General features: G+C 35.3%; 4 protein-coding genes and 1 pseudogene. All 5 read right to left on the reverse strand.

The annotated features are described in order from the left end of the window. A partial coding sequence (locus VGE71_RS08190) for an alpha-L-fucosidase (protein WP_331137882.1) occupies positions 1-1,267 on the reverse strand: 1,267 nt, incomplete at its 3' end. Positions 1,268-1,324: 57 nt separating this feature from the next. Next, positions 1,325-3,175 carry a glycoside hydrolase family 35 protein gene (locus tag VGE71_RS08195; RefSeq protein WP_331137883.1) on the reverse strand — a complete coding sequence of 617 codons (1,851 nt, stop codon included), beginning with the start codon at positions 3,173-3,175 and terminating at the stop codon, positions 1,325-1,327. Positions 3,176-3,439: 264 nt separating this feature from the next. Then, positions 3,440-5,752, reverse strand: coding sequence for a family 20 glycosylhydrolase (locus VGE71_RS08200; protein WP_331137884.1), 2,313 nt, complete (start codon positions 5,750-5,752; stop codon positions 3,440-3,442). A gap of 250 nt (positions 5,753-6,002) precedes the next feature. After that, a complete protein-coding gene (locus tag VGE71_RS08205; RefSeq protein ID WP_331137885.1) occupies positions 6,003-7,025 on the reverse strand; it encodes a N(4)-(beta-N-acetylglucosaminyl)-L-asparaginase in 1,023 nt (340 codons plus the stop codon). Between the two features lie 89 nt (positions 7,026-7,114). After that, positions 7,115-7,649, reverse strand: a pseudogene (locus VGE71_RS08210) (hypothetical protein); the annotation flags it as partial.

The following is a 7,649-nucleotide window of genomic DNA, read 5'->3' on the forward strand; positions in this document are numbered from 1 at the left end:
AAAACGCGAATACATTTCCAGCTTTGTTTTGTGTAAAACAAATGTTTTCTTCTTTATAAGGTTCGATTGGTTTTGTGTTGTAAATCGCTGTGCTGTTTACTTTCATCCAATCTCCGTAAGCTTGTAACAAATCGTAAGCACCTTTATCCCATTCTCCTTCTGGGCTTGGCGCAACGTTTAATAATAAGTTTCCACCTTTTGCAACAATATCAATCAACATGTGAATTCCTTGTCTTCCAGTCATATATTCAGCACCTGGAGAATAAGACCATCCGCCACCAGCTGGAATACAAGATTCCCATGGATAAGGCAAAGTTTTAGCAGGAACACGTCCTTCTGGAGTTAAGTAGTTTTGGTTTTTACCGTGAACTGCTCTATCTACAACAATTAAACCTGGTTGTTTTGCACGAGCTTTTGCAACCAATTCATCCATTTTTGGATCTTGGTCAACTACTCTGTGTTTAATGAAACCGTTTTTAGATTCGTTTTCTGTAAACTTCTCGTCGTAGTTTTCTTTGATGTTAACTTGGTCTCTTTTTCTAACCCATCCTCCATCTAACCATAAGATATCTACTTTTCCGTAGTTCGTTAAGATTTCTAAGATTTGGTTATGCGTGAAATCAACATATTTCTGCCATTTTTCTGGGTATAATGACGGATCGTAGTTTACGTTTCTGTCGAATGGAGGAAAGTATGGATCCCAGTAGTTTTCGTTATGCCAGTCTGGTTTAGAGAAATAAGCTCCAGTTGAAATTCCTTCGCCTCTAAAAGAGTTGAAAATTTCTTTTAAAACGTCTGCTTTTGGGTTTGTATGGAAAGGAACGTCTTTACTCGTAATTTTATAATCAGAATATTTAGTATCGTACATATTAAATCCGTCATGGTGTTTTGTTGTGAAAACCATGTACTTCATTCCCGCATATTTAGCAGCTTTTGCCCATTTTGCAGGATCGAATTTAACGGGATTAAACGTTTTTCTTAAACCTTCATAATCCGCAATGTATTGATTGTAATTAGCAGGATTACTTCCTTTTTTACGCTCACACCATCCGTAATCTTCTGGACAAATAGACCAAGATTCTACAATACCCCACTGGCTGTAAGTTCCCCAGTGCATTAGCAAACCAAATTTTTTGCCTTGCCATTCGTCTAGGTTTTTTAATACTAACGGATCTGTTTCTGGTACGTATCTTTCATCTTCATATATCGCCTGAGCGAACATCTGAGCTGAAAATAAAAGGGCGATAATGAATATTCCTCTTTTCATCTTTAATCTATTTATTAGGTTTTATTTATTCTTGTGTTTTTTGTTTAATAGGTATTCTTAATTTAACTTTTCAAGTATAGGCTGGTCTGTAAAAGTTAATTCTGTTTGCTTATTTTCATTAAGTTGCTCCAATACAACAAACTTATTTTCGCCAGCTTTCAACCAACAACCTGGCACATAAAGCGTTTGTTGTGGGCCAACTTTCCAGTAGCGACCAAGATTGTGGCCGTTAACGAATACAATTCCTTTTCCCCAATTGGTCATATCAAGAAAAGTATCCGCTGGTTTGTCTATATTTACTGTAGCCTCATATAAAACTGGACGACCAGATTTTACCGTTTCATTTTTAATAGCCGGAACTTCACTCATCGGCATTTTATACATTTCCCATCCACCACTAATTTCAAATTCATTTAAATATACTGGAGAAATAATTCCTTTCGTATTATGTACTATTTCGGCACCGTAGTTAATACGTCCCATATTTTCAACTAGAATTTCTAAAATACCATTAAAAGGAATCGTAACATCCAACTCGTAGTTTTTGAAAACTCTATTCAACTCACCCGCTTTAACTCCGTTTACGTAAACTGTAGCAAAGTCTCTCAATCCTTCAATTTTTAATTTACCAGAAATAGGCTGCGTAAATCTTTTTCTATACAAAACATATCCATGTCCTTGACTTAATTTTTCAAATGTCAAAGGCTGGTCATTTACAACAGGTTTTTCTTTTTTTATCCAACTTAAAACATCCATATTCGATTTTATAAGCTGATTAGGATATTTTGTAACTGGAATTTTCTCTGGAATCGATGCTAATTTTGTTTTAGAATATTTTTGCATTATCTCACGTATCGCCATATATTTTGGTGTCGCCCAACCTGCTTCGCTAATAGGCGCATCATAATCATAGCTTGTAATATCTGGCTGAATATCCATTTCTTCATTATAATTTGCTCCAGAAGTAAATCCGAAATTAGTACCGCCATGTACCATATAATAATTGAATGAGACACCTGCATCAAGATACTTTTTAGTTTGACTTGCAATCTCTTCGTGTCCTATTTTAATAAAAGGTTCTGCCCAATGATCCAACCAACCAGAATAAAATTCTGCGACCATATATGGCCCTTGTCCTTTGTGGAATTTATCAACTTGCTTCTTTAAATTATCAAAATTTGATTCTCCATTTGCAGTTGGCAAAACGCCTTCAACACTACCGCCGTCAAACAACCAAGTACCATCAGAAGTAAAAAAAGGTTCTGGAAACCCAGTTTGTTTTAGCATATTGTAAATTGCTGTTTTGTATGCTTTATGATCTTCAGCTTTAATATCTGTTCTTTGAGAAACATAAGATCCAAATTCATTTTCAGTCTGAACCATAATGATTGGCCCTCCTTGGTTAGCAAAAAGTCCTTTTACCTCTGCATACAAATGTTCCATATACGTTTTACAAGCGTCCAAAAATGGTTTGTTATTGGTACGAATTACTAAATCTGGATTGTTTTGCAACCACCAAGGATAACCGCCAAATTCCCATTCGCCACATGCATACGGACCTGGTCTAAGAATTACATACAACCCCTCACTTTTAGCAAGACGAACAAACTCTGCTAAATTTTTATTTCCTGTTTTAAAATCCCATACACCTGGCGCAATTTCGTGGTAATTCCAAAAAACATAAGTTGCTACGGTATTCAATCCCATAGCTTTGATCATTTGCAATCTATGTTTCCAATATTCTTTTGGAATACGCTCATAGTGCATTTCACCTGAATGTATTTTAATAACTTTCCCGTCTTGACGAAATTCTCCATTAGATATAGAAAATCCTTTTGTTTGTGCATTAGTAAAAAAAGGCATCAAACAAATCAATAATATCCCGAGCTTAAATAATATCTTATTCATTTTTTTTCAATTATGCTTTTATAAACTTAAAAAATTGCAATCTTAAAGTAGTAAACGACTTCAAATACTACAGAGAGTTATTCTTTAATAATTTTACTTTATAGAAGTGATAAACTTGACTAAGCTTTGTCAAAGTTTGAAACTTTGACAAAGCTGTCACAAGCATTTCACGTCAAGCTATGTGTTAGAAACTAGTTTCTTTCTAAACTCTTTTACAAAGTTTCAAAAGAAAAAGAATCTATGTTTCTATGTGTTTAAAAATTTTTAATTCACCAAAATCTCATCAACAAACAACCAAGAGCTTTCTCCTTTTGGACTTTTCTTTAAGTTGCGCGCAATTACTTTTACAAATCGTGCATTTTGTTTTTGGAAATTGATTTTAAAATCTTTCAATTCTGGAACTGCATTTACCGCATATGGACGAGCAATTTTTCCAACTTGCTGAAATTTAACTCCATCATTAGAAATCAAAACTTTAACTTCGATAGGGAAATTAACTCCTGCTCCTTGGCTTTCTAAAGCTCCCAATTTTACCTCCTCGATACTTTCTGTTTTTTGCAAATCGATTACCAATTCCATATCATTAACCAACCAAGCTTGCCATTGTCCGTCATGGAAATTTTTACTTCCTCTAATCGTGTTTACCATTGTATTGGCATCTCCTTTATAACTTTGATTAAAAGGCGTTAAGTATTTCACTTTTTTTGCAAATGCTTTATGGAAAACTATAGTATCTGTATATGTTTTTCCAACTGGCTTCTCATCTTGAAATAAAGACGCTTTCAAAACAGTAGTTTCTTTGATTTCAATTGGAGCAACGTATTTTACAGCATGATGATCAATAGTTTTATCTCCTAAAACGTAACGAATGTCTGGATTAGGAAATTCATTTTTCAACTCTACTTTGATTTGTTTATTAGCCAAATCAGCTGTTGAAGAAGCCGTTACCAAATAAGCGCTTTTCGCATAATTGATTCCTAAATAATCGTAACGTTTGAATAATGAAAATAATCTTGTTGTAAAATCATTCCAATTGCGTTTCTCTTTCGGACTCCATAATGTTTCTGATAATGCTGCCAATCTTGGGAAAATCATGTATTCAGAATCTTTTGGTAAAGACAAATGCTCAGCCCATAAATTTGCTTGTCCACCTAAAACGTGCGCTGCTTCCTGAGGTGTCATAGTTGAAACTACAGGATCAAATTTGTACACTTCGCTTAACGGATTGTAAGCATCAAAAGCTAAAGGTTCTTCATTTTGCGGACCTTGGTAAAAGTTAAAATAACAAGGTGATTCTGGAGTCATAATCACGTCATGACCTTGATCTGCAGCTTCAATTCCGCCTTTCATTCCTCTCCAGCTCATTACCGTTGCATCTGGAGCTAAACCACCTTCTAAAATTTCATCCCAACCGATAACTTTTTTACCTTTTGAGTTGATGTATTTTTCCATACGTTTTACAAAGTAGCTTTGTAATTCGTCAACGCTTTTTAATTTTTCATCTTTAATTCTTTTTTGGCAATGCGGACATTTTGCCCAATTGGTTTTAGTTGCTTCATCACCACCAATGTGAATGTATTTTGAAGGGAAAATCGTGATTACTTCATCAATTACGTTTTGTAAAAATTCAAAAGTCGTTTCTTTTCCTGCACAGTAAATATCTGTCAAAGGCCAAACTCCGCCTGACGGAACACCAATTTTCTGATCAAAACATGCCAATTCTGGATAAGATGCAATTGCACTACTTACGTGTGCTGGCATTTCGATTTCAGGAATAATTTCGATTCCCTTTGTTGAAGCGTATTTTACGATTTCTCTTAATTCATCTTGCGTAAAGAACCCGCCATAAGTTCCTTTTTGATCTGCTGTTACAGGAAGTCTTGCATTCCATGATAAGTTTTCCTGATCTACTCTCCAAGCACCAACTTCTGTTAATTTTGGGTATTTTTTAATTTCAATTCTCCAACCTTGATCGTCAACTAAATGCATGTGCAAAACGTTCATTTTGTGCATCGCCAAACGATCGATTGTTGCTAAAACATAATTTTTATCGAAGAAATGACGCGATAAATCCAACATCAAACCTCTCCATTTGAAACGTGGTTCATCGTTAATCGTCAAACTTGGAATTTCCCATTTTGCGGAAGTGATGGCGAATTTGCTTTCAATCGCTTCTGGAAGTAATTGTCTAACGCTTTCTAAACCATAAAGAAAACCTACATTTCCTTTCGCAGAAATCACAATACTTGTCGGATTTACATCTAAAATGTAAGCTTCATTCTTTAAGTTCGGATCAACTTTAAACTGAACAAAATTACTTACTGGAGCTTTAGTTGTTGTTTCTGGTTTCCATCCTGCAGCCACTTCAAATTTAGACGCCAAAGCATTTGCAGCATCTTTTTGAAAATCACCGTTTACCACAAACTTGGTATCTTTTGTGAATTCAAAAACACCTGTTTTAACAAGAGTCTGACTCGGTTTCGGAATAATACGAATATCATTCTCCGTGTAAATTTTCTGCGCATTAGCCGAGAAAACTGAAATGATTAGCGTTAATTGAAATAGTAATTTTTTCATTCTTTGTTTTTTGGTTTCTCTATTTGCTAAATTAATTTAAACACATAGAGATATAGTTTTTTAAGCTTAAAAAGGCGTTTCACTTGTATAAATGCACATAGCCTTCGTTCTGTTTGTCATTTCGACTTTAGGAGAAATCTCCGTGAGTTGCTCCTCATAGTAGCTCGCCAATCTTTGTAGAGTTTCTTGCGGAGATTTCTCCTTCGTCGAAATGACAAATATTACATTTAATCCATCTAAACGTGATAAATTATTTATCCCAAGACATTTTAAATTTCGCGTCTTCCATTCTGTGTCCTTTTGCATCATCAGAAACCGCGTAATTAAATCCTGATCTTAGGCTGTAACCTGCGTATTCACCGTTTTTATTCAAAGCAATAAAACCAACTTGCAGGTATTCCATGTCTTTGTGATTTTTATGTTTGTTGTAAATACGTTCTGTAATTTCTTTACAAGCATCATAAGGCGATTTTCCCTGACGCATTAATTCGACAACCATTGCGCTACCAGCAGTTCTGATAACAGCTTCGCCTAAACCTGTTGCTGCTGCTGCACCTACTTCGTTGTCCAAGAAAAGACCCGCGCCGATTATGGGGGAATCACCGACGCGTCCGTGCATTTTCCAAGCTGCACCGCTCGTGGTACATCCGCCAGAAAGGTTGCCTTCTTGGTCTAACATTAGCATACTTATGGTATCGTGATTTTCTATATTGATAACTGGTTTGTATTTAGAATCTTCCAGCCATTTTTTCCAATCTTTTTCAGATTCAGGAGTTAAAAGATTTTCCTCTTTAAATCCTTCTGATAAAGCAAATTGCAAAGCGCCTTGTCCCGCTAACATCACGTGAGGCGTATTTTGTAATACTCTTTTTGCAACAGAAATAGGGTGTTTGATTCCTTGAAGAAAACAAACAGAACCGCAATTACTATTGTGATCCATAATACAGGCATCAAGAGTAACTTTTCCTTCGCGATCCGGATATCCTCCGTAACCAACACTTCGAACAGTTGGATCAGCTTCTGGTATTTTCATTCCAGCTTCGATTGCGTCTAAAGCTGATTTTCCTTCTTTTAGGTTTTTCCAAGATTCTTTATTTGCAGGCAAACCATGATTCCATGTCGAGATGATAATCGGTTTGGTCTGTTTTTTTTCTTTTGATTCAACTTCTGCTTCATTTTCAGGAGTAGCAGCAAATCCGCTTACACCCAAAACAGAACTAATGGCCAATGTGCCTAAAGTTGTTTTCTTGATAAAATCTCTTCTATTTGACATGCGTTTTGGTTTAAATTCAACTTTAAGAAAAAAATGTTCTTAATGTTGCTAAATTAATCAGTAATAATTTTTAATCCCAGTAAATTTGGTTATAAACCTGCTTTTACCTCCTTAATTGTCTTTAAATTACTTTCTGATAAAGCATTTCCGTCAAAAAATGAAACTCCTGTTGCACCATTTCTCTTAGCTTCCAAAATTGCTTCTTTCAATTCTGCATCCGATTTTAAACCTGGAATATAAATTCCTGTGTTTACTTTCGTTGGTTTTCCTTCTAAATCTGCTACGCCTTGTTTTGTTGCGTAACCCACCCAGTCAATTTCTTCATCATAAAAACTATGATAAATCATCGGATATACTTCGTCAATATTCCATTTGTCCCAACGCTGACGCACCATATGGTCTGCCATTTCTGGATAAGGAAATACTGCTGCCGTTAATTTTTTATTGTGTTTATGAGCAATTTTGTAGGCATCGTCAACCACTGCTTTTACCGCATTTAATCTGAAATTTTTCCATTCCATATCAATTGAAGTATTGTGGCTTTTCTTTGGATTTTTGTGATGTTCTTTTTCAAATTTGCTTACACAAGCATCACAATAACAGAAATCAAATTGAGGTAACTCA

This window comes from Flavobacterium sp. (genome assembly GCF_036405015.1).
In the GTDB taxonomy this organism is placed as follows: Bacteria; Bacteroidota; Bacteroidia; order Flavobacteriales; family Flavobacteriaceae; genus Flavobacterium.

Bases quoted from the DNA above. Each gene is read 5' to 3' on its own strand.
- VGE71_RS08195 (WP_331137883.1), bottom strand. From the start codon at position 3,175: ATGAATAAGATATTATTTAAGCTCGGGATATTATTGATTTGTTTGATG.
- VGE71_RS08200 (WP_331137884.1), bottom strand. From the start codon at position 5,752: ATGAAAAAATTACTATTTCAATTAACGCTAATCATTTCAGTTTTCTCG.
- VGE71_RS08205 (WP_331137885.1), bottom strand. From the start codon at position 7,025: ATGTCAAATAGAAGAGATTTTATCAAGAAAACAACTTTAGGCACATTG.